This is a genomic window from Enterobacter cloacae complex sp. SHL018, assembly GCF_049237905.1.
GTDB lineage: Bacteria > Pseudomonadota > Gammaproteobacteria > Enterobacterales > Enterobacteriaceae > Enterobacter > Enterobacter hormaechei_C.
On sequence record NZ_JBMKJE010000005.1, the window covers coordinates 150,732 to 169,089 of the forward strand.

General features: G+C 44.3%; 22 protein-coding genes. 10 read left to right on the forward strand and 12 right to left on the reverse strand.

The genetic code is table 11. The features are described from left to right. Window positions 1-44 precede the first annotated feature (44 nt). On the reverse strand, window positions 45-386 hold the full coding sequence (locus ACOTY5_RS18320) for a SymE family type I addiction module toxin (protein ID WP_006812446.1): 342 nt from the start codon (window positions 384-386) through the stop codon (window positions 45-47). Window positions 387-514: 128 nt separating this feature from the next. Here ACOTY5_RS18320 and ACOTY5_RS18325 point away from each other — a divergent pair, with 128 nt between their 5' ends. The 3 genes from ACOTY5_RS18325 (at window position 515) to ACOTY5_RS18335 (ending at window position 3,883) form a co-directional block, all read left to right on the forward strand. Next, the gene (locus ACOTY5_RS18325; protein ID WP_065419814.1) at window positions 515-676 is read left to right on the forward strand and encodes a YlcI/YnfO family protein; all 162 of its coding nucleotides are present in this window, start codon (window positions 515-517) and stop codon (window positions 674-676) included. Window positions 677-860: 184 nt separating this feature from the next. Then, a complete protein-coding gene (locus tag ACOTY5_RS18330) occupies window positions 861-1,601 on the forward strand; it encodes a hypothetical protein (protein WP_063151591.1) in 741 nt (246 codons plus the stop codon). Further along, a complete protein-coding gene (locus ACOTY5_RS18335; RefSeq protein WP_062934147.1) occupies window positions 1,598-3,883 on the forward strand; it encodes a DEAD/DEAH box helicase in 2,286 nt (761 codons plus the stop codon). The genes ACOTY5_RS18330 and ACOTY5_RS18335 overlap by 4 nt, the downstream gene beginning before the upstream one ends. A gap of 194 nt (window positions 3,884-4,077) precedes the next feature. On the opposite strand, the gene ACOTY5_RS18340 is transcribed toward ACOTY5_RS18335, so the two are convergent. The 8 genes from ACOTY5_RS18340 to ACOTY5_RS18375 form a co-directional block, all read right to left on the reverse strand. Further along, the gene (locus ACOTY5_RS18340; protein ID WP_023305176.1) at window positions 4,078-4,398 is read right to left on the reverse strand and encodes a TA system toxin CbtA family protein; all 321 of its coding nucleotides are present in this window, start codon (window positions 4,396-4,398) and stop codon (window positions 4,078-4,080) included. 33 nt (window positions 4,399-4,431) lie between these two features. Continuing rightward, window positions 4,432-4,797: a type IV toxin-antitoxin system YeeU family antitoxin gene (locus ACOTY5_RS18345; RefSeq protein WP_032660963.1), complete on the reverse strand. Its 366-nt coding sequence runs from the start codon at window positions 4,795-4,797 to the stop codon at window positions 4,432-4,434. A gap of 31 nt (window positions 4,798-4,828) precedes the next feature. Continuing rightward, a complete protein-coding gene (locus tag ACOTY5_RS18350) occupies window positions 4,829-5,050 on the reverse strand; it encodes a DUF987 family protein (protein ID WP_023305178.1) in 222 nt (73 codons plus the stop codon). Between the two features lie 8 nt (window positions 5,051-5,058). Beyond that, entirely contained in the window at window positions 5,059-5,529 is a 471-nt protein-coding gene (gene radC, locus ACOTY5_RS18355; RefSeq protein WP_023305179.1) for a RadC family protein, read from the reverse strand. Between the two features lie 69 nt (window positions 5,530-5,598). Next, window positions 5,599-6,420, reverse strand: a complete 822-nt coding sequence (locus ACOTY5_RS18360; RefSeq protein ID WP_023305180.1) for a DUF932 domain-containing protein — start codon at window positions 6,418-6,420, stop codon at window positions 5,599-5,601. 692 nt (window positions 6,421-7,112) lie between these two features. Then, window positions 7,113-7,952, reverse strand: a complete 840-nt coding sequence (locus tag ACOTY5_RS18365) for a hypothetical protein (protein WP_050582604.1) — start codon at window positions 7,950-7,952, stop codon at window positions 7,113-7,115. A 112-nt stretch (window positions 7,953-8,064) separates the two neighbouring features. Continuing rightward, window positions 8,065-8,499 (reverse strand): hypothetical protein, encoded by a 435-nt coding sequence (locus tag ACOTY5_RS18370; protein ID WP_096962695.1) that lies wholly within the window; start codon window positions 8,497-8,499, stop codon window positions 8,065-8,067. Window positions 8,500-8,852: 353 nt separating this feature from the next. Continuing rightward, window positions 8,853-10,079 (reverse strand): hypothetical protein, encoded by a 1,227-nt coding sequence (locus ACOTY5_RS18375; RefSeq protein WP_023305184.1) that lies wholly within the window; start codon window positions 10,077-10,079, stop codon window positions 8,853-8,855. 365 nt (window positions 10,080-10,444) lie between these two features. Between ACOTY5_RS18375 and ACOTY5_RS18380 the strand changes: the two genes are divergently transcribed. The 7 genes from ACOTY5_RS18380 to ACOTY5_RS18410 all read left to right on the forward strand — a co-directional run bounded on the left by ACOTY5_RS18380 (window position 10,445) and on the right by ACOTY5_RS18410 (window position 14,796). Next, entirely contained in the window at window positions 10,445-10,648 is a 204-nt protein-coding gene (locus tag ACOTY5_RS18380) for a helix-turn-helix transcriptional regulator (RefSeq protein WP_023305185.1), read from the forward strand. Window positions 10,649-10,997: 349 nt separating this feature from the next. Then, the gene (locus ACOTY5_RS18385; RefSeq protein WP_023305186.1) at window positions 10,998-12,017 is read left to right on the forward strand and encodes a YagK/YfjJ domain-containing protein; all 1,020 of its coding nucleotides are present in this window, start codon (window positions 10,998-11,000) and stop codon (window positions 12,015-12,017) included. 110 nt (window positions 12,018-12,127) lie between these two features. Then, complete coding sequence (locus tag ACOTY5_RS18390; RefSeq protein ID WP_071788008.1) at window positions 12,128-12,520, forward strand: putative zinc ribbon protein; 393 nt, start codon at window positions 12,128-12,130, stop codon at window positions 12,518-12,520. Window positions 12,521-12,650: 130 nt separating this feature from the next. Continuing rightward, window positions 12,651-12,974, forward strand: a complete 324-nt coding sequence (locus ACOTY5_RS18395) for an ArsR/SmtB family transcription factor (protein WP_032660967.1) — start codon at window positions 12,651-12,653, stop codon at window positions 12,972-12,974. A gap of 1 nt (window position 12,975) precedes the next feature. After that, window positions 12,976-13,689 carry an arsenical resistance protein ArsH gene (arsH, locus tag ACOTY5_RS18400; RefSeq protein ID WP_023305188.1) on the forward strand — a complete coding sequence of 238 codons (714 nt, stop codon included), beginning with the start codon at window positions 12,976-12,978 and terminating at the stop codon, window positions 13,687-13,689. Window positions 13,690-13,697: 8 nt separating this feature from the next. Then, window positions 13,698-14,135 (forward strand): sigma factor, encoded by a 438-nt coding sequence (locus ACOTY5_RS18405; RefSeq protein ID WP_023305189.1) that lies wholly within the window; start codon window positions 13,698-13,700, stop codon window positions 14,133-14,135. A gap of 124 nt (window positions 14,136-14,259) precedes the next feature. After that, entirely contained in the window at window positions 14,260-14,796 is a 537-nt protein-coding gene (locus ACOTY5_RS18410; protein ID WP_023305190.1) for a GNAT family N-acetyltransferase, read from the forward strand. Between the two features lie 34 nt (window positions 14,797-14,830). Here ACOTY5_RS18410 and arsC read toward each other — a convergent pair whose 3' ends face one another. The 3 genes from arsC to arsA are packed head-to-tail and all read right to left on the reverse strand — an operon-like array spanning window position 14,831 to window position 18,357. Beyond that, complete coding sequence (gene arsC, locus ACOTY5_RS18415) at window positions 14,831-15,256, reverse strand: glutaredoxin-dependent arsenate reductase (RefSeq protein ID WP_017880248.1); 426 nt, start codon at window positions 15,254-15,256, stop codon at window positions 14,831-14,833. A 12-nt stretch (window positions 15,257-15,268) separates the two neighbouring features. Further along, a complete protein-coding gene (arsB, locus tag ACOTY5_RS18420; protein WP_023305191.1) occupies window positions 15,269-16,558 on the reverse strand; it encodes an arsenite efflux transporter membrane subunit ArsB in 1,290 nt (429 codons plus the stop codon). Window positions 16,559-16,605: 47 nt separating this feature from the next. Continuing rightward, window positions 16,606-18,357, reverse strand: coding sequence for an arsenite efflux transporter ATPase subunit ArsA (gene arsA, locus ACOTY5_RS18425; RefSeq protein WP_023305192.1), 1,752 nt, complete (start codon window positions 18,355-18,357; stop codon window positions 16,606-16,608). Between the last annotated feature and the right edge of the window lies 1 nt (window position 18,358).

The following is an 18,358-nucleotide window of genomic DNA, read 5'->3' on the forward strand; positions in this document are numbered from 1 at the left end:
TCCACATCTAATACACCAGGCAGGTAGTATGCCAGAAACAGCTGCTAAGCCAGATGGTTTGTATTTGATTTTGCGAGGCGCTTTCCAGCATGTGGAATTTGGATCGCTGCAAGCGCGTCCTCTATCTCAATAAGCTTTGCCTTCGTCCGTTTATAATCATCCTGCAAACGCTGCTCCTGCTCGTTATACGCCACCAGAACGATGCACCCTTTCATGACCTTTACCGTGACTTGCTGTCCAGTATCAAACCCCGCCGCGCGCAGCCACTTGCCGGAAAGGATGATTTTCGGCGTGGATTTGTCGTAAACATTCGGGCGGTATCCCACAATTAACGAACGCTCGGTTCCGGATTGGTCGGTGTCTGGGGTAGAATGCGAATCAGCCATAATCAACTCCTTGATAGTTGGTGAGGTTAGACGCCCTTTAGTGCTCCAACACTGCGGGGCGTTGTCAAAATTCCGAATCCATGTGGTAGGTACCACATGCGGATAAATTAACCGAAGTGGTACCTACCATGCAAGAGAAAAAGAAACCAAATTTTGACCGTACAAAGAGCACGATGAAGAACATCCGGTTCGAGGATGAGCTTTTAGAACAGATTGAGAAGGCCGCGGGGAAAGGGAATTTTAGTAAGTGGGTGAAGGAAGCTTGTAAATTAAGGCTCAATAAGCAATAGAGTATACATCTATAACTGTTATGAATAAGTCTTTTAGGTGAAGTGCTGTTTATTTAAACAGCATTGTTACTTACCTCTAATCGTTGTAAATTAATCAAATCAAAAATTAATTCTTTCTTTCAGAATCATATTTTTTTTCAGTTAGACAGTTATTCATTATTTTAAAGAATAAGGACTGAATTATATGAATAATAAAAATATTATTAGAACACAAGATGATGTTGATTGGGGGTGCTACCATGATGAATTAACCAGCGCTGAAGTAATGGTGAAAATATGTGTAATAAGAATAAAAACTATAAATAAAATTGCAGAAGAATTAACAAAAATAGTTTTGGATAAATCATGGATGATGGATTTAGATGCTCGTACACAAAGATGTTATAGGTATACTGTAGAGGAAACTTCGAAATTATTAGCTGATATATTCAACAAAATAAAAGCTCAATCTTCATCTGAAAAGGATATTGGCGTTGAATTTGGTGAGATAATGGTTTCAATGGGAGCATCAAGGGCATTAAATAAACTTTTCAATCATGTTTCTCTTCCAATTGCAGAGCTTTGGAAACCTCAAAAAAAACAGAATGAAGGATTTGATTTTCATACAGTTTGTCCTAAAAAAATGGTCAATTTTGGTGAGGCAAAGTATTCAGGTATTTCTAATCCTCATGGTGATGCTTTAACACAAATTATTGATTTTATAAATGTAGAAAAGCATCTAAGAGATGCACTTCATTTGGAAAATTTAGCTGGGGAAGAAGCTTGTGACAACCTAGATAACGAGTCTTTCGGTGTGGTTGCTGCATTTTCAATAAACTCTGAAAACTATGATCTTATTATTAAAAATGCTTTAGAAAGTGTGAAGCAAAAAAATCTCTTAAGTAAGTGCAGTATAGTATATCTTGTGGGGGTGATTTGTAAATGAAAACAGCTATTCTGAAGATAAAAGAAGATGTAAATCCCAGCGAAAGTATTGAATCTTTGCTTCTACAGTTACATACAAAAGGTCCAATAGACAACAAATTATTAGAAAAATTAACCTATTATAAATTATTCCATCAAAAAGATTTTTCTTTCTATGAAGATAGGATAGTTTTGGAGTTAGGGTTGTTTTATAAAAATACTAAACCAGATGATTTGTTTTCATTTATTTTGTCAGGGATTGGAAGAACAAACCATAGACTTTTTAAGGAATACTTAACGCCTGTCCAAGCTAGTATAAGGTTAGCGATTCAAGAAGAAAAATATGTTTCTATTTCCGCGCCAACAAGTGCAGGAAAGTCATTCTCTGTAAAAGACTACATTGAAGAATTAAAAGGGGATGTTGTTATAATTGTCCCTTCGAGGGCTTTAATTGCTGAATATATAAATAATCTCAGAGATAAATTTGGAAAATCAAAAAATATAATGATATCCTCTTTTGCTGACATAATATTCAACAACAGAATAGGTTTGCGACACATTTTTATTTTAACACCTGAAAGAGCAAGAGATTTATTCCCAATCCGTGATAAGTTAAAAATAGACTTATTTTTCTTTGATGAAGCACAAGTCTGTGAAGAAAAGGAAAGAGGAGTTACATTTGATGCTCTGGTAAGAAGAATAAAGTCAAATTTTGAAAATGCGAAATTGGTTTTTGCCCATCCATTTGTTGAAAATCCTAATGCACAAATGCAAAAACATGGATTGGATATCAGCAAGTCTTACTCACACGCTTATCCGCATAATACTGTTGGGAAAGTTTTTGTTTTTAAACATTCGAATGAGAAAGATTATTACTTCTCTCCATATATAAAAAAAGGACATTTACTTACTAAAGCTGTTCCTTTCGATGGTTCATTCGAAGATTTTGCCTTTGATGGTTCAAAATCAGTATTAGTATATGTTTCGAAAGCTTCATTATACAATGGTCATTTCAAAAAAGATTTTGAAAAATTTATAAATCGCTTTAATGTCATCTCTAATAAAAAAGCTCTAAATATTATTTCTAAAGTTGAAGAGTTATTGGGCGCTAATAACCACGGTCATAAATCAACTTTAGTAGATCTGCTTAAGATTGGTGTCGTGATTCATCATGGTTCAGTTCCATTGGAAGTAAGATTTCTTATTGAGGATTTTATCAGGAGCGGTTATGCAAAAATCTGTTTTGCTACAAGCACATTGGCTCAAGGTATAAATATGCCGTTTGATATTATTTGGCTAGTGAACATGCGAATCCAGGCAGATAATGATAAAGAGCGAGGATTAGCATTTAAAAATCTAATAGGACGAAGCGGCAGGCTAACAAAAGAAAACATATTTGACTATGGTTATGTGTATACAAAAAGCCCAGAGTTGCTTGCTCAGAGAATAACTTCAACATACAAAATGAGTGAGAATTCAATTTTGGGAAATGTTTTAGATGATCCCAATCATGACATGAATGAGTTTGTTTCTTCAATTTTTGATGGTTCATTTGATGAAAATTATAATCTTCCAGTTTCAAGGATAAATAGAATATCTGGAATGGACGTTATTTTCTGCATTAAAGAGGCATTAGATATCATATTTGAAAATGCTGATGGTAGTTCTCTCAAAGGTGAGCGCAATAAAATAAAAAGAGATACAGTTCGTTCAAATCTAAAGTTTGTTTTTGAGTCTTATATCGGCAGAGATTTATTGAAAGGAGAGAGTAACGTCTTTGATAATGCAATAACAATACTCTTTTACCTTATCCAAGGTAAATCTTTTAAGGAAATCGTTGGGATGAGATATAGCTATGCTTCTAATCGTGATGAAAATAGAAATGGTGATGCTCCATTTATACAACCAGCGAGTAAAATACCCGATATTAATTTAGAAAATGCATATTCAATGTTCAACAATATTAAAGCTAAGAATGTAAGTTATGATAGAATTGTATTCGACACGTATGACTATTTAGATACTGTAATCTCTTTTTCACTCACGGATGCGTTTATGGGAGCATTCCGTGTTTATTATGAAAGGACTAAAGATAATAACGCCATGAAAATGATGGGGTTGCTTAAATATGGAACATTAAATCCTATTCATACTTTATTGCTTAGATATGGATTTTCTCCTGAAGATATTGATTTAGTTCAAGAACATATTAAATATATCAGTGAGGATGATATTATTTTTAACAAATTAGAAAATATCCCTATTGACATACAAGATAAGATTTCGTGGTATCTACCTGAATAACAAGGCGAAGTTTATGATATAAAGTTTGTGAATAAAGGATAAAATAATCTGAGTAGAAATTTTTGGCGGAAGATCACAGGAGTCGCATTTGGTGGTTAATCATGTTGAATTTATTGATTATTTTCCGATGTGCTTTACTGACATGCCCCCGATTATGCCCCCACATGTTTTTCCTTAATGATCAGTTGGCTGATTTATGAGCGTTTCAAGCCAAGGTTGAACTGTGCCCGATGAACATCCAAAGATGTTATCCAAGGTTCTTGATCCTGCCAGGAGAAACCCTTCTGGTCAATGCGCACAAGCTCGAATCGTTCCACAAGGAAATTAACAGCATCAGTAAGATTCACTCCAGCCTCTATATGTTCCTGAATCGTCGTATCGTTACTGAACGGTGTATCGTTGATCGTGAGGCCGTAATGATGCTCTAAAATATACGTTAATAGTTTTTGCCAAACTTGGACAGGAGACAGGCGTGACGAAACCGTCACCGTTGCCGGTACAGTTGAAATATGCATGAGTTGAGTCTCTGATAAAAGAAGAGGAAGGTGTTATCTGGTTAGAGCTGACTGGGGATATATGGCAATGTAAACGTAACCATGAGAGCCGAGAGTGTCAGCTTCACAAGTAAGTCCGTTGTGATGCCGTGTGACGCAGTGCTGGCTGCGAGGATCAAGCTCGCCAGCCGTCAGCATCCGCTCAAGCTGTTTCATCATCAGTGGAAATGCCTGGTCCAGACGCAAAGCTTCATCGTCAGTGAATGAGCCATTAAATCCTGCCCGGTCAGCCAGAAAGTATAGGCGGTTGCCTTCCTGTACCAGGCGAGCGCCAAAGCATGGCGTGATATTACGTTTTAAACCCCACTGAAGGCAGGATGCGTTCTCCGCCGATGTGCCGGATAAGGTGGTCGACTGCATTAGTATATTCCTTAATGACTGAGTGGGTTGATTAGTTCACTGTCACGCTGCGCAGAATGGCGTACGGGCCTGCCCGGCCCTGACGACGTTCAACAAAAACAGCGAGAACGCCGCTGATATCCTGAACTTCACGTCCGTAGTAATGGCAGACACTGCCATGCCACTGGTAGTGACCTGTACAGAAGGCAGATAACTTGGATTCGGGATGCTGACGATAAATATGCATCGCCTGGCGCTTACTGATGATTTTCATTCTGCACCTCATAACAAGCCACATTCAGCAAAAGACACCACTTCGTTCCCGACCACAAGATGATCCAGCACACGCACTTCCACCAGAGCCAAGGCTTTAGCAATTCGCTGAGTGACATGTTTATCCTGCTGGCTGATTTCTGTCGTGCCGGACGGGTGGTTATGCGCCAAAATGACCGCAGCAGCGTTATGTTTCAGGGCTGATTTAACCACTTCGCGGGGATGCACTTCGGTATGGCTGAGCGTGCCGGTAAACAGTGTTTCTCGCTCCAGCAAGCAATGCTGATTGTCGAGATACATTACGATGAAGACTTCCCGCTCCAAGTGAGCCATCTGCAGTTGCAGCCAGGTTTTTGTAAGGCTGGCAGAGGTAAATGACTCACTCGGTTGACGCTGGTATTTCTCCAGCAGACGTAATGCTCGCTGGATGACTCGCTGTTCGTTCGCAGGAAATACCGGGGATAAATTGATCGTAGACATGGTTGCTCCTTAGAAAGAAAAGCCCTTCCGAATCTTCGGAAAGGCGTTAAGGGAAAATAGTGGAAGAGATCATGAAGCAAGCTGCAGCATATTCTCAGCCATCACCCAGAGGGCCCGGTTGAGCTTCACATCACCGTCAATACCTTTCACTGCTCGGGTATGGGCGCGCTTTCCTTTGGTTGTTCTCCCCGATAGCCCGCCTTTAATCAGGTTTTCCTGAATGCGCTGATAAGTGGTCCACAGGTCGTTACTCTCATCCTGCCAGCGGCGTGGGGAAAGTATCTGCGTCTCTGTCACCGGTTGGTGCTCCTCGCCGAAGCGATATGTCAGCGCCGCTTTCGCCATAGCCTGCTGAGCGGGCGGCGGCAACAAAAGCGACTGCATGGCATCGCGTTTCTCATCTACGCGGTCAAATATTCTCAGTACTTCGTAGGCCCCTTCGATGACTTTCTCTACTACGTTGCCTTTATGCGGCACGCGTACTTCGCCAAAACTCTCACCGCAAATCAGCCCATTTTGGCAAACTGCTCTGAATAACCCCGGTAGCATCTGATATGAGCTGGAGCCGTCGTGGCTGTTCAGCAGAATAATTTCGGGAACCTGTTTGCCAGTAATCTGGCCTTCACGACGCAGGCGCAGCATGTGCTTCGTATGCTCTCGTTTGCTCTGGTCGCGGACTCTGGTTTGACACGCGAAGAATGGCTGGAAGCCTTCGCGTTGCAAGTTATCGAGAAGGGTAATTGTCGGGATGTAGGTATAGCGATCACTACGGGATTCATGCTTTTCTTCGCTGAAGACACTGGGCACATAATGAGCCAGTTCGTCGCGAGTTAACGGGCGGTCACGACGAACCAGGTTGACTGCACCAAAGCGACTGACTAAACGGGTCATAGTTGGTTCCTTTTAAAACGGGCATAAAAGCCACTCCAGTAGAGTGGCATTGGATGGAAGATAAAATGTTCAGGGAGAGGCTGGTGGCTGACTCTGCTGTGGCGAGAGTTCTCTGTCAGGTAATGCCGGTGAAATTAGCTTTTCGGCCTGGTGATGTTGTAATCGCTGCAGAATAAAGGGTTTACTGTATTGGAAGTATCGAAGACACCATTTGTATTTAACGACTCGCCTTATGTTCAGAGGTAAGCATTCATACGCTTTGCTGCACACCGATAAAACAAAGGCATCATCATTGATTCTGTCCTCTACTATTGCAGCCAGCCCTTTGATAAAGGAACGCTTCAGCTTTTGTCGAGAGCTAGCTTCCAGGTGGGTTTCGAAAGGTGATAGTACGTCTGGTACAGGTGTTAGAACACAAACCGTTTTGCCTGATTGGGACTTTTCAGGCAAGCGTGGCGAGTTTTTTTATGAGTCTTATCAGGCTATAGGTCATCAGGCTGGCTCCCATTGTCTGGCATATGACCGACTTACTTCTCAGCAGAGTGAGGCCTGTGACGCTGAAAACAACGGGCCAGGTCAGCCCAAATGATTCTGCATCTGGCGTTGTATCGTCCGGGGATTTTTTAGTTTTCATAGGTTGATCCAAAAGGCGTCCGGTATCGCAGGAAGCTAATACCGGACTGGAAGAGTAATTAGGGGAGATCGACTGAGGCTATTTCCTCAGAAGCGTTTGTAGGACCACTGTAAACGCCGACATATTCATTTTGAGGGAAGATAATTACTGCATTTTTCTTCGGATCAAAAGAGCAACCACTTAATCCTGCAATTGCAGCGGTTTTCCCAGTGCTTGTGTTTTTGACAATCAGTTTGTTGTCTGCACAGTTGCTGGCTTTAACAAAACTCACCACATAACCGTCCTGCTCTGCGACGGTTTCAGCGGTCGTTGATTTTGGCTCAGAGTTAAGTTCTTTCTGCCCGCTTGCCCGATCGCTGCTATAAGGAATATATTGCGCAGCATCATTCCGCATGGTCGGTGGATCATTGTTCAGACCAAGATATACAGGACAACTGGAGGCACCCACCTCGCAGCTCTTTTCGACGATAGCACGTGACGGCCAGCCTTTTGTGCCGATGTAGGCAGCACCGGTTTCATCAAGGCAGTAGGTTTCCTCCCATGAGTAATTTTTATTCTGACTCGGCATAGTGCGGGCCGTTACGAGACAAGTCAGAGCCTTAACTGGTTTACTGTCGTAGCGGATAAAGTTCTGTTCAAGGGGTGATGATGCGTACAGCAAAGGAGATATGTTCGCAACAGCAGCCTTGCTCTGTGCCTCAGCGCTAAAACCAACTTTATTGTTGAGTTTTACGCTGACTGCCGCATCGTTCATTTCGCGAAGCATTTCACCGCCTCTATCTGTTAGAAAGAATGTGTATCGCTCTGGGTGGATATTACCGGGAATTGTGATGGCAAAACTTAGGGCCGGAAATGAAAGCACTGAGATAATAAATAAGCGAGAAATAAATTCTGTCATGATGACACCCTGAGGACGTTTGTCATTGGCTCTGCTGGACGTATCTGAACTCCAGCAACGAGTAGCTAAAACAGCAAACTGTGCTGTTTTGAGAAATAGGCGAAGAAGGTGCTTAACGGCTGATGCAGTCCTGCCAGGTTACCTCTTTCAGCGCTTCCTGAAGACCTTCGGTTTTGAACGGTTTGGACAATAGTTTCTTGGCTTCAGTGATTTCCAGCACTCCTTCATCACTGGTGTTTTTGAGCGCCATAAATGCAGCTTCGCCTAATTGATAGTGGGTTGAGTTGATGATCAACCCTGGCTTTTTCAGACCTGCCCCAGAAGAAATGGAATAGTTCTTTGCTGGGACGCTGTAGGTGATGCCCAGGTGGCCTCCGATGCAAGTGAAGGTAATGCGCTCACCAACATCATTGTCGGCATTAATACCAAATTCCATTCCGCTGGTATTACCAAACCAGTTACCCCACTGCTGTTCCTGAATGGTCGCGTGCGCAGCGGTGGTGAACAAAGTTGCACTGAGAAAGTGTGCAGAAGTGACCTTAAACATAGAGATTCCTTACTGTTGTTTTACAAACGAAAAATGGCCCTTTGCTGTACAAAAGGCCACCTGATCGTATGCATTTGAGAGAGAATGGGATAATCGTTACTACAGATCAGTTCCCTGGAATCGATCGTTATATTCTATTGATAAAGCGATCAATCATTCTCTATTAATAGCTAAAAGCTATCACTGCTTGAGTATCGATCGGTGCAATAGATCAATGTGAAGAAGCCGTGCCAGTAATACATACTGGCACGGCTTCATGTGGGTAATATAGATGTGAAATGATCTGGAATACTTTCAAGGAACTTTTATTGGGTAATTTATACAAAGTTATAAGTTCACCAGTTGCCCACAGACTAATTCATCTCCTGTAATTTATTTCTGATTATTTTTATTTTTTTTCTTTTACGGGTAAGGTATGTATCCCTGGCACGCTTAAACTGGTTATATAGTTCGGGTTCCAAGAAAGTTCCTCCAACATAGAAAATCCAGACTGCATGGATAGCTAAATATGTTTCTCTTGGCGTCGATGGCTGAATGATCTCAAATGCATCATGCCAGCCAATTCTGTTAATACTGGATAGAGAACTGCCGTTTTCCGGAGAAAGGTCTATGGTTTTGTAACTCACCTTTTTTATGCCACTTTCATGCTCTGAACTCTTGTCATTATCGGCGTCATTGTTAGCTGATTTATTGTAATCCTCCTGTGCCGTACTTTCTGACATATTCTTATTGCAGATGCCATCTTTGTCATCAGCAGAACATATTGAGAGTGAATAATCTTCACCAGATAATTTAATGCCCCCCTCTGGCGCTTCTGTGCCTTGAATGTAAACGCGCTTCCTCATGGATGGTTTATTTTTCATATAGTCCCAGGCCCACTGGCATAGACCTGTATTTTCCACGGGGATATTTAACTTACGTTTTGCTTTAAACTTAACATCCCATTGAGACCTTATGTTTTTTATAAATGACAATTTATCAATGAAGTATGATGGAACTAGATCCATGAAATACAGGATAGAGTTATAACGTTCTTTGTGTGATGCGGGATGTACATGCAGCGAGTTTATTTCTGAAAGAAAAGGTTCTGATGCAATTGCATGCTGAATATTTTGGCTAAAATTATCAAGACCTGATAGGCCAACCAGAGAATGGACATTACTAAATTTTTGTGGCGCAACCTCCTGTTGAATATTGAGCATTTCAGAAGATAGTTGAGGGTAGTGTTTTTTTATACTTAGCCAAACAAAATAACAAGCATGCTCATTTTTCCTGAACCATTCAAACTCTGATTCTGGAAGAAGTGAGTCAAGAAAAATTTCTATTTTTCCTTCATAATGAAGTATAGCGTCAAGGACACCTGAATAATAGTCGCTGACAACTTCAGATAATAGTAAAGAGGCATCCCGTATATTCATTCGGTAAATTGAATTTATTCTTTTCATGTTTTTTAGAGGTGAGGAACGGTAGCGATCGATCATAGATTTATTTTCCATTACAAACCAATAAAAAACGGATAGTTCTCTTTTCGTTTTTATTTTTAATCTGTAATCCTCATTCTTTCCTTTGCTTAAACTCATCTTTTACCTCTTTGAATGCCGGACTCAATTTACAGCATATCCATTATTTTTATACTGATACTAGATGTAGTGTATCACGTAGTCAATGAGTAGATTTTTCGTAGTTTTTTTGTAGTGTTTTTTTTGATGAAAGGTCCAGTATTACTGACAAATTACATTGAAAGTGGCTTTTTTTAGACAGAGATGTAAGGAGAGTTTCCTTATCGCAATAGTGAAAGGCCGTAACCTGTCCCTGCATGCTTTCAGTAATGACTCTTCAACCACTATGGAGACTCTCCATAGAAATGTAAATCCATACATACCTGACCTATCCATTTGAAAGGATGCCGCCCGGCGTCCTCATGTTAAATTCTTTTGGAGAAGTCATGAAAGAGATTGATATTTATAAAGACCGGTTCGTTGATATGGTTTTCATTACCGAACTGACCAATCTGTCTGATAAGTGGTTTTATAAAATGGCACAGCAAGGGAAATTTCCAAAACCTGTAAAGTTTGGCCGCAGTTCCCGCTGGATTGAACGTGAAGTAAAAGAATGGTTAGAAGCCCGCATTAATGACTCGAGAGTATAAAGAAAATTAAAGATAGTGATAAAAAGGTCACTAACTTTACACCATGCTTTTATACTTCCGTACCTTGTTGCGCATGGGTTTTATGTGATTTATAAAGGCGGTTTATTTATTATTGTATTTAATTCATTATGAATTATTCATTAATGTACTCAATCATCAAACAATATCACTCCATTTAAACACTTTATACCCATCTCATTGAGGTGTTATACACTTATACTTTGTTATCACACAGACACTACCTCTGATATAACTATTCATACTGAATATTAGATAAAGACACTCATCCAATAACCACACTAATACATTGCCGGTCAGTAATGGCTGACCGGTCTCAGAGAAATACATTATGGCCTTACCAGAATCATTCCTGTTATCTCATGCTGAATATCACATTGAGAATAACACTCCCTATGTCACCATATCCGATGACAATGAATTCAGATTCAGATTAGAACAACTGGACAGTTGTCTTAAAACTATCAGCAGAGGACGTAAGTTACCTTTCGCTATTCTGTATAACCGTTCAGGATACAAAGAGAGTGCTGAGTCAGTCACCATTCTTGATGCTATCCGTTATCTCAATATGTTGCCACAAGATGCAATGAAAGTACGAATAGCTAATCCACGTATAGCTACCTTCCAGCGTTTATTTACTAGCACCGATTTATATTCGCGTGTCCATAACGGGAAAATAGCAGGGGCAGACACTGTTACCACAGCAGAAATGCTGAATAAGCTGATACAGGATTACCGGTTTACTGTGAGCCAGGCAGGATTTAAAAAAGCATGCAGAAAGTACCAGAGGGCTTCGGTTAAAAATCTGAAGGGAGTGATGAATTACATCAGACATCTGCAGGAGCGTCATTCCCGGCTGCTGGTCTTGCGGGTTGATTTATCATGGGCAAATGAGCACAAAGCTGATATCACTGCTGATGATGCCCGTAAGCACCGTCAGCAGCTGTTTCGCAATATGCAAAAGAATCCAATCTTTCGCCATGTCCTCGGGACGGTATGGAAACTGGAATATGGCCCACAACGTAAATTTCATTACCACATGCTATTTATCTTAAATGGTAATAAGGCACAACAGGATGGCGTGATTGCTCATGCTTTCGGGAGATATTGGAATGAAACTATTACTAAAGGTAAAGGCATGTTCTACAACTGCAACGCTTACAAAGAGCGTTATGAGGACTGCTGCCTCGGCAAACTGAAACGCGGTGACAATAGTAAGGACAAGGGGTTACTTAAGGCGCTAAGTTACATCACCAAAATCGATGCCTGTGCACGTCTGGTTCTTCCGGGTAATGCCAGAACCTTTGGTCGCGGAGAAGTACGTTCATTGAAAAAAAGGAAGAGAGCATAAACAGGCCGGTAAACCTAACCTGCTGAAACAGTTGGTAATGCTTCCTTCCCCCTTCTATCTACAAAGCCAGCTAACCATGTTGGCTTTTTTCATTTGTTACGGAGTTCATGATGAATTACTTCGTCTTAGCCACTCACGCCGTCACCGTAGATGGTGAATGGGTTACACCAGAATCTGTTCAACAGGTTGATTTTGATTCATTGCTTTGTATTTACTGCAAACTGCAGATCGGTGTTCAGTTTGATCCTCTGACATCTACAAGAACGTTTGTGCACATACTGAGGCATATCAACAATGTTGCTCGGCTTAAAACATGTCGATTTAACAAGCTCCAAACAGTACCAGAACAAACCTCGCCAAAAACTATCCCACCTCCAGAAATGCGCCTTCTACCTACTAACACGACGATACGGCAATGGCGATGCTGCTGGTGCGATACTCACTGGCATGGGGACAAGGTTTGTCCGAAATGTCGCGACTTGATTTATGTGTTAGACGTTTAAGAGACAGTTTCGGTCGTTAGAGTTCGTAGGTTAAATCTGAGCGTGCCGACATCTACCATTGCCCCTCTTTTACCAGGAAAGGAAATTAGATATATTTCTACAATTCCGGAAATATAGAAACGAGATGCAAATGGAACTTTCAAAAGCAGCAGACACCCTGAAAGAGCTGGGACATCCTACACGACTGAGCGTGTACAGAGAGCTGGTTAAAGCCGGACATGAAGGTTTACCGGTTGGCGAACTGCAGAAACGGCTCGACATCCCTGCCTCTACGCTGAGCCATCATCTCTCATCGCTGATATCAGTTTCTCTGGTACGCCAGGAACGTCAGGGCAGAACGCTTTTTTGCCATGCTCGATATGAAAATCTTGACGCTCTGATTGCCTTCCTGACGGAAGAATGCTGCTCAGGAACTGACGACTGCCTCACCATGCCCCAGAAGACGGAGAAGTAAAATGACAGGTGATCTTAAGAATGTTGATTCGGGTTTGTTCGACACCTCAATCACAGAGGCAAGATTCGGCGTTCCTGCCGTTCCCCATCCTCCACGTATCCTCATGTTGTACGGCTCTGTACGCGAACGTTCCTACAGCCGACTGGCAACTGAGGAAGCTGCAAGGCTGCTGACCGCCATGGGTGCAGAAGTGCGGATCTTCAATCCTTCTGGCTTGCCTCTTCCTGATGATGCGCCTGACTCGCATCCTAAAGTCATGGAACTGCGCGAGCTGGTTCGTTGGTCCGAAGGGATGGTGTGGTGTTCCCCTGAACGCCATGGTGCGATGACCGGCATCATGAAGGCCCAGATTGATTGGATACCGTTATCAGAAGGTGCAGTTCGCCCTTCACAGGGTAAGACACTGGCCGTTATGCAGGTCTGCGGTGGCTCTCAGTCTTTCAATGCCGTAAACCAGATGCGCATTCTTGGCCGCTGGATGCGGATGATCACCATCCCGAATCAGTCCTCTGTCGCAAAAGCCTGGCAGGAGTTTGATGAAGATGGACGCATGAAGCCGTCGTCTTATTACGACCGGATCGTGGATGTGATGGAAGAACTGGTGAAATTTACTCTGCTGACCAGAGGTAGCTCAGCCTATCTCGTTGATCGCTACAGCGAACGAAAAGAGTCTGCAGAAGAACTTTCCCGGCGGGTTAATCAGAGCAAAATTTGAGGGCTGGTATGAGTGATGTAACAGCATTCAACAACTGCATGAGCGTGTTCTGGCGGCAACATGAAGCCGAACTCTCTCGCTTTCTGACATCAAAGACTGGCGATAGCGAAAAAGCAGCAGACCTTCTGCAAGAGCTATTCCTGCGTGCCCGCGCTCATTCAGACAGTTTCTGCGAGATGGATAATCCGCGAGCCTGGCTGTACCGGGCGTCGAGGAATCTGCTGATTGATGAGTACCGCACCACCAGGGAGTTTGTTGATCTGGAAGAAGATGCCCCATTAACAGACGCATCCCCTGATGCAATCTCAACGCTGGATATCTGCCTGCCTGAAACATTACAGGCTTTAAATGACGTTACAGAGCAACATGCAAAGCGTATTGCATTAACACCACTGCAGAACGAAGAACCAGTGGGTGCAGCTCTGCTGGCAAAAATGGCAGACTAATAGATGGGGCTGCGGCCCCATCTTCTGTAGCCAAACTTTTGCTTATACAGATTATAAGTTTAAGTGCTTAACCTGCTGTCGCGAATTCCGGTAGTTTGTAAAACACCATTACTGGAGCAATTCCATGCACATTATCAAAGCTGAAGAACAGCACATTACCGCGATACGCAATATCTATGCTCACCATGTTCTGCATGGTACAGGTAGCTTCGAAACCGAACCTCCGGATACGCAGGAAATGCTTAACCGACTGAGGAACATTCAGTCTCGAGGATTCCCATGGTATGTCGCCCTGCAGGGCGATAAGGTCATCGGCTACTGTTATATTTCCCGTTACCGCGAACGCCATGCTTATCGGTTCACGGTTGAAAATTCGATATATATTGATCCGGCTTATCAGCGACAGGGCGTCGGAAAAGCACTGCTCGATCATGCATTAAAATGGGCCGAATCTCAGGGATATCGTCAGATGATTGCTGTTGTGGGTGACAGCGCTAACGTCGCTTCTGTTGCGCTGCATATCCGCGCAGGATTTACTGAAATAGGCACGTTAAAGGACATTGGTTTCAAACATGGCCGCTGGCTTGACACGGTTTTGCTGCAAATGAAACTGGGTGAAGGGAATAGTACTCTGCCAGAAGATTCAGATCTTATGCTCTGAGGCAGGAATAAGGGGGCGTCTGCCCCCTTTATGTTTATTTCAATCGCTTACCTGTTTCATCAACGACTTTCTCGCCGTCTTCCTTAGCAAATGCGCCTTTTTGCGCATCCGGAAGAATATCCAGTACCACTTCGGAAGGGCGGCAAAGGCGCGTTCCCAACGGTGTCACCACAATCGGGCGGTTAATCAGGATCGGATGCTGAAGCATAAAATCGATTAACTGATCGTCAGTAAACTTGTCTTCGGCAAGCCCCAGTTCTTCATAAGGCTCGACATTTTTACGCAGCAGCGCCCGTACTGTAATCCCCATATCTGCGATAAGTTTGACCAACTCATCGCGTGACGGTGGATTTTCAAGGTAATGAATGACTGTCGGTTCATTACCGCTGTTGCGGATCATCTCCAGCGTATTACGCGACGTGCCGCAGGCTGGGTTGTGATAAATGGTGATGTTGCTCATATCGGTATCTCATTACAAAGTGAAAGAGAGACGTAGCGCCAGCGCGGCTAGCGTTACAAACAGCACAGGCAGAGTCATGACGATCCCGGTGCGGAAATAGTATCCCCAGGTGATGGTCATATTCTTCTGTGAAAGGACATGCAGCCAGAGCAGCGTTGCCAGGCTACCAATAGGTGTAATTTTCGGGCCCAGATCGCAGCCAATCACGTTGGCGTAGATCATCGCTTCTTTGATAACGCCTGTTGCGGTGCTTCCATCGATAGAAAGAGCGCCAACCAGTACGGTAGGCATGTTGTTCATGATGGAAGACAGGAAAGCCGTCAGGAAGCCAGTACCCAGCGTCGCAGCCCAGAGTCCTTTATCCGCCAGTACGTTCAGCACACCGGAAAGGTATTCGGTTAGCCCGGCGTTGCGCAGACCGTAGACCACCAGGTACATCCCCAATGAGAAGATGACGATCTGCCATGGCGCACCGCGCAGCACTTTGCCGGTGTTAATGGCATGGCCTCGTTTAGCTACTGCAAACAGGATCACAGCTCCAACAGCCGCAATTGCACTAACGGGAATACCGAGCGGCTCGAGGACAAAGAACCCAACCAGCAGAAGAATTAAAACTATCCAGCCGGTTCTGAAGGTTGCCAGATCTTTAATCGCCTTTGCCGGTGCTTTCAGGAGAGCCAGGTCGTAAGTCGGTGGAATATCTTTGCGGAAGAACAGATGCAGCATCACCAGCGTGGCGATAATAGCGGCAATATCCACCGGCACCATTACCGACGCATACTCAGTGAAGCCCAGTCCAAAGAAGTCCGCCGAGACGATATTCACCAGGTTCGACACGATAAGCGGCAGGCTGGCCGTATCGGCAATAAAACCGGCAGCCATGACGAATGCCAGCGTGGTGCCTTTGCTGAACCCTAATGCAAGCAGCATGGCGATGACTATCGGCGTCAGAATAAGTGCCGCACCATCGTTGGCAAACAGTGCCGCCACCGCCGCACCGAGCAGAACGATATACGTAAAGAGCAAACGTCCACGACCGTTACCCCAGCGGGAAACGTGCAGCGCTGCCCATTCGAAAAAACCGGACTCATCAAGCAGCAGGCTGATAATAATTACGGCAATAAAGGTCGCCGTCGCGTTCCAGACGATATTCCACACCACCGGAATATCGCCCACATGCACAACGCCTGATATCAGAGCCAGTCCCGCGCCCAGCATTGCACTCCAGCCGATCCCTAATCCCTTCGGTTGCCAGATAACCAAAACAATGGTCAGGACAAAAATAGCGCCTGCCAGTAACATAAAACCTCCTGACAGGGCGACTTTGCCGCCCTGTATATGCCAAAAAATTAACTCATCAACTCTCTGAGCTTTTCAATACCGGCGGGCTCTGACGCCAGCACCGGAACAAGCGCTATACGCTCAGCGTGCTGATTCTTAACAGCCTCAATCTGAGGCCGTTCCTGCCGGGCGCGCTGGCAAAGCAACGGAGAACGCGTATCCGCAATGGAAAGGCTGTTATTGATAATCCAGCCCCACGGATGAATCCCCGCTCTTTCAAGGTCAGCCCGCAGGTTTGCCGCTTCCAGAACCGGTGTGGTTTCAGGAAGCGTAACAAGCAGAACTTTGGTTCTATCCGGATCCTGAAGCTGCATCATTGGGGTAGTAAAATGACCTTTACTCCCCATTTTTTTGGCAATCTCTCGGTGGTAAGCCCCGGTCGCATCCAGCAGCAACAGCGTGTGTCCGGTAGGGGCGGTATCCATGACAACAAACCGTTTACCCGCTTCACGAATCACCCTGGAAAAGGCCTGAAACACGGCAATTTCTTCAGTACAGGGAGAGCGCAAATCCTCCTCCAGTAGCCGTTTCCCTGCTTCGTCCAGATCTCTTCCCTTCGTCTCAAGAACATGCTGGCGATAGCGTTCGGTTTCATCGTGAGGGTTGATGCGGCTGACCTGAAGGTTTTTGAGGCTGCCGTTCAGCGTTTTACTCAGGTGCGCAGCAGGATCAGAGGTCGTGAGATGCACGTCAAATCCCATGTCTGCCAGCCTGACGGCGATAGCCGCTGCCATCGTGGTTTTACCTACGCCACCTTTGCCCATCAACATAATCAGGCCGTGCTCACTGCGAGCAATATCATCGACCAGGCCAGAGAGCGATAAGTTTTCAGGCGTGTACTGGATGTTCGTTACCGGGAGCGGTAATGCCTCAGAACCGGTATCCAGCAGTCCCTTCAAGGCTGAAACACCAACCATATTGACTGGCTGTAGTAATAGGGTATCTGTCGGTAGCTCAGATAAACCGGCAGGAAGATTTGCCAGTGCCTCCTGCTCACGTTGCCATATCGCAGCGGCCAGGGCGTCATGTTCAGCTTCGGCTTTAGGCAGCACACCATTAATCACCAGGTATTGGTTTTTCAGGCCAATTGCGGCGAGTTCTTCATGGGTGCGGGCGACTTCCTGCAGCGTAGATTTTTGCAGTCGCGCAACCAGAACCAGGCGGGTACGTTCAGGATCGGATAACGCCTCTACCGCATGAGCATACTGCTCACGCTGCTTTTCCAGCCCGGCCATTGGGCCAAGACAGGAAGCACCATCTGGATTACTTTCAATGAAGCTACTCCAGGCTCCGGGAAGCTGGAGAAGGCGAATCGTGTGGCCCGTCGGCGCTGTATCAAAAATGATATGATCGAAGCGGGTCAGCAGGGAAGCGTCTGTCAATAAGCCGGTGAACTCATCAAACGCCGCAATCTCAGTGGTACAGGCTCCTGAAAGCTGCTCGCTGATACTGTTAACAACGTCATCAGGCAAAAGACCTTTGATAGGATCAACGATTCTGGAGCGGTATTGTTTGGCGGCTTCCTGCGGGTCGATTTCCAGAGCGGAAAGTCCATGAACTGCTGCCACAGGGCGAATGGTGTTACCGATAGCCTGATCGAATACCTGGCCTACATTGGAGGCTGGATCGGTACTGACCAGCAAAACCCGCTTACCCTGTTCAGCAAGGCGGATTGCCGTCGCGCAGGAAATAGAAGTTTTTCCTACACCTCCCTTACCGGTAAAAAACAGGTAAGGCGGGATATTCTGTAAGAATTTCATA

Coding starts and splice junctions, on each gene's coding strand:
- ACOTY5_RS18345 (WP_032660963.1), bottom strand. CDS start 4,797: ATGCAGTCGACCACCTTATCCGGCACATCGGCGGAGAACGCATCCTGC.
- ACOTY5_RS18360 (WP_023305180.1), bottom strand. CDS start 6,420: ATGACCCGTTTAGTCAGTCGCTTTGGTGCAGTCAACCTGGTTCGTCGT.
- ACOTY5_RS18340 (WP_023305176.1), bottom strand. CDS start 4,398: ATGCATATTTCAACTGTACCGGCAACGGTGACGGTTTCGTCACGCCTG.
- ACOTY5_RS18325 (WP_065419814.1), top strand. CDS start 515: ATGCAAGAGAAAAAGAAACCAAATTTTGACCGTACAAAGAGCACGATG.
- ACOTY5_RS18405 (WP_023305189.1), top strand. CDS start 13,698: ATGAGTGATGTAACAGCATTCAACAACTGCATGAGCGTGTTCTGGCGG.
- arsB (WP_023305191.1), bottom strand. CDS start 16,558: ATGTTACTGGCAGGCGCTATTTTTGTCCTGACCATTGTTTTGGTTATC.
- arsA (WP_023305192.1), bottom strand. CDS start 18,357: ATGAAATTCTTACAGAATATCCCGCCTTACCTGTTTTTTACCGGTAAG.
- arsC (WP_017880248.1), bottom strand. CDS start 15,256: ATGAGCAACATCACCATTTATCACAACCCAGCCTGCGGCACGTCGCGT.
- ACOTY5_RS18370 (WP_096962695.1), bottom strand. CDS start 8,499: ATGTTTAAGGTCACTTCTGCACACTTTCTCAGTGCAACTTTGTTCACC.
- radC (WP_023305179.1), bottom strand. CDS start 5,529: ATGTCTACGATCAATTTATCCCCGGTATTTCCTGCGAACGAACAGCGA.
- ACOTY5_RS18380 (WP_023305185.1), top strand. CDS start 10,445: ATGAAAGAGATTGATATTTATAAAGACCGGTTCGTTGATATGGTTTTC.
- ACOTY5_RS18365 (WP_050582604.1), bottom strand. CDS start 7,952: ATGACAGAATTTATTTCTCGCTTATTTATTATCTCAGTGCTTTCATTT.
- ACOTY5_RS18410 (WP_023305190.1), top strand. CDS start 14,260: ATGCACATTATCAAAGCTGAAGAACAGCACATTACCGCGATACGCAAT.
- ACOTY5_RS18390 (WP_071788008.1), top strand. CDS start 12,128: ATGAATTACTTCGTCTTAGCCACTCACGCCGTCACCGTAGATGGTGAA.
- ACOTY5_RS18320 (WP_006812446.1), bottom strand. CDS start 386: ATGGCTGATTCGCATTCTACCCCAGACACCGACCAATCCGGAACCGAG.
- ACOTY5_RS18350 (WP_023305178.1), bottom strand. CDS start 5,050: ATGAAAATCATCAGTAAGCGCCAGGCGATGCATATTTATCGTCAGCAT.
- ACOTY5_RS18395 (WP_032660967.1), top strand. CDS start 12,651: ATGGAACTTTCAAAAGCAGCAGACACCCTGAAAGAGCTGGGACATCCT.
- ACOTY5_RS18335 (WP_062934147.1), top strand. CDS start 1,598: ATGAAAACAGCTATTCTGAAGATAAAAGAAGATGTAAATCCCAGCGAA.
- ACOTY5_RS18385 (WP_023305186.1), top strand. CDS start 10,998: ATGGCCTTACCAGAATCATTCCTGTTATCTCATGCTGAATATCACATT.
- ACOTY5_RS18330 (WP_063151591.1), top strand. CDS start 861: ATGAATAATAAAAATATTATTAGAACACAAGATGATGTTGATTGGGGG.
- arsH (WP_023305188.1), top strand. CDS start 12,976: ATGACAGGTGATCTTAAGAATGTTGATTCGGGTTTGTTCGACACCTCA.
- ACOTY5_RS18375 (WP_023305184.1), bottom strand. CDS start 10,079: ATGAGTTTAAGCAAAGGAAAGAATGAGGATTACAGATTAAAAATAAAA.